Source organism: Oligoflexus sp., assembly GCF_035638955.1.
GTDB lineage: Bacteria > Bdellovibrionota_B > Oligoflexia > Oligoflexales > Oligoflexaceae > Oligoflexus.
On record NZ_DASQYZ010000378.1, the window covers coordinates 1 to 2,562 of the forward strand.

Consider the following 2,562-nt stretch of genomic DNA (forward strand, 5'->3'; position numbering starts at 1 on the left):
CAAAGAAAGGAGGGTGTTCTATGTTGATAGTTGCCGTGGTGACTGGAATTGTTCTTGTTGGAGCCGCTTGGGTAGCTGGTGAAGCCACAAAAATGCAGCCTGCTCTGCAACCCGCCAAAGCGCCTGCTCGTAAACGTGGGCATAAGTAATTCTCACAAATCCCTTTAAACATTGACAGCATAGAGCCCGTTCAGCGGATAAGGTTGGCGGGTTCGAAAGCCGGTGGTCAGACCACCAGCCCGACGGCTTGTGGGAGGCATCTGCGCGTCCGCAAGCCGGTGGTGAACCTACCAGCCCGAAGGTATCTGCGCATCCGCAAGCTCGTAGTCGGACTGCTTGCCTGCAGGCTCAGGTTAACGTGCCGAGTTCTTGTCTGAAGACCTGTGCAACTGTGCAAGCTAGCGGTGAACCGCCAGCTTCGGAGTCATGGATCAGGGACTTTTGGGCAGTTCTGCCATCGCGGAACGGATCAGATCCGGATCGGCGAGATGGGGCAGGGTGATGTGGCCTTGGCTTTGCTCGTTATAAAGAGCGGATGTTTCTACCGAGTGCGCGTTGCCAGCCCAGGCGCGACGAGCGACACCGCCCATGACATCCCAGGGCAAAGCACTGTCGATAATGCGATCCACTTCCTCGCTGCCATCGAGCAAAAGCCCAAAGCCGCCGTTGATGGATTTGCCAATGCCCACGCCGCCGCCATTATGCAAAGCGCAGAGAGTCATCCCGCGGGCCGCATTGCCGGCAAAAATATGGGTCGCCATCTCTGCCATGATATTGGAGCCATCCTTGATATTGGACGTCTCGCGATAGGGTGAATCAGTGCCACCGGTATCATGATGATCGCGGCCCAGCATGATGGGTCCCACTTCCTGCGCACGTACCATCGCATTGAAGCGGCGCGCGATACGGCGTCGACCTTCAGCATCCTGATAAAGAATACGAGCCTGCGTGCCCACCACCAATTGATAGCTTTTGGCTTCGCGCACCCAACGCAGGTTATCCAGATCCTGGTAACGCAAATCGGGACGAAGAGACCTGATGGTTTCAGCCGCCGCCGCATCCGTGCGATCGAGATCCTCAGACTTGCCGCTCAAACAGACCCAACGGAAAGGGCCATAGCCATAGTCAAAGAGTTCTGGCCCGAGAATATCTTCGACATAGCTCGGCCAGATAAAACCCTGCTTTTCATTCTGCCCATTTTTGCAGATGCCTTGAACGCCAGCATCAAACACCGATTTCATAAACGCGTTGCCATAGTCGAAGAAATAAGTGCCGCGGGACACCAGCTTGTGAATCAAACCAAAATGCTGCTGCAATGTCCTATCCACCAACTGGCGGAACCCGGCTTTGTCCTTGCCCAGCATTTCCGTGCGTGTGGCAAAGTCCAGTTGCACAGGACAATAACCGCCTTCATAGACGGCATGACAGCTGGTCTGATCCGACAGCAAATCGATCTTAATATTCTTTTCCACAGCATGAGCCAGCAGAGTCACGATATTACCGTGAAAGGCGATCGCCACAGGTTTCTTCGCAGCCATGGATTCGGAAGCCCACTGAAAGGCTTCCGCAGGATTCGCCGTGACGCGGCTGACCCAACCCTGCGACCGTCGCGTCTCAATCCGTGATGCATCCACTTCCGCAATAATGCCTGCCGCTCCCGCAATTTCCACAGCCTTGCCCTGAGCTCCGCTCATGCCGCCCAATCCCGAGCTGACGAAGAGTCGACCGCGCAGATCACCGTCGACCGGGATCCCGAGTTTCAAACGACCGGCAATGACCAGGGTATTATAGGTTCCGTGGACAATGCCTTGAGGTCCGATATACATCCAACCACCAGCTGTCATCTGACCGTAATTGGCCACGCCGATGGCAGCGGCACGGGCAAAGGCTTCGGGATTATCAAACATGCCGACCATGAGGCCGTTGGTGGTGATCACGCGGGGGGCGGTTTTGCGGCTAGGAAACAATCCAAGGGGATGACCGGAATGCAGAACGAGGGTTTGATCCTCGGTCAATTCTTCGAGATAAAGTTTGGTCAGGCGATACTGCATCCAGTTTTGAAAAACCTGGCCGGTTTCTCCATAGGTCACAAGCTCGTAAGGATAAAGCGCAATGGCAAAATCGAGGTTGTTGTCGATCATCAGCTGCAAGGCTTGGCCGGCCTGGCAACGGCCTTTATACTCGTGTATCGGACGGCCGCTCAACCGACCCTGCGGCCGAAAGCGATAGCCGTAAATGCGGCCGTGAGTCATCAGTTCATTCAAAAATTCAGGTGCCAGCTGCTTGTGCAAGGATGAGGGCACATAACGCAAAGCGTTGCGCAAAGCCAAGGCAATATCAGCCTCATCGAGGTGCACAGCCCGTTTGGGAGCGCGACGAATTCCAGATTCAAACACGGGATCAGGGGGGAGTTGGGCATCCAGAGCGAAGGCCATAGGTATCCTCTTCATGACGTTGGCCCTGGAACTATGCCGCAAAAAGCCCGGAATGGAAAGAGCGGGCTTGGTCTGGTGGGAATGACGCAGTGAGAAAGACCGGTGTCGATTCCCCTCAATCGCTGAT

General features: G+C 55.2%; 2 protein-coding genes. One reads left to right on the plus strand and one right to left on the minus strand.

What is annotated here, in order from left to right; translation table 11 throughout:
* Positions 1 to 20 precede the first annotated feature (20 nt).
* Complete coding sequence (locus VE954_RS32765; RefSeq protein ID WP_324960972.1) at positions 21 to 149, plus strand: hypothetical protein; 129 nt, start codon at positions 21 to 23, stop codon at positions 147 to 149.
* Between the two features lie 282 nt (positions 150 to 431).
* Here VE954_RS32765 and VE954_RS32770 read toward each other — a convergent pair whose 3' ends face one another.
* Positions 432 to 2,450, minus strand: coding sequence for a urocanate hydratase (locus VE954_RS32770; RefSeq protein WP_349263852.1), 2,019 nt, complete (start codon positions 2,448 to 2,450; stop codon positions 432 to 434).
* Positions 2,451 to 2,562 lie beyond the last annotated feature (112 nt).

Coding starts and splice junctions, on each gene's coding strand:
- VE954_RS32770 (WP_349263852.1), bottom strand. CDS start 2,450: ATGAAGAGGATACCTATGGCCTTCGCTCTGGATGCCCAACTCCCCCCT.
- VE954_RS32765 (WP_324960972.1), top strand. CDS start 21: ATGTTGATAGTTGCCGTGGTGACTGGAATTGTTCTTGTTGGAGCCGCT.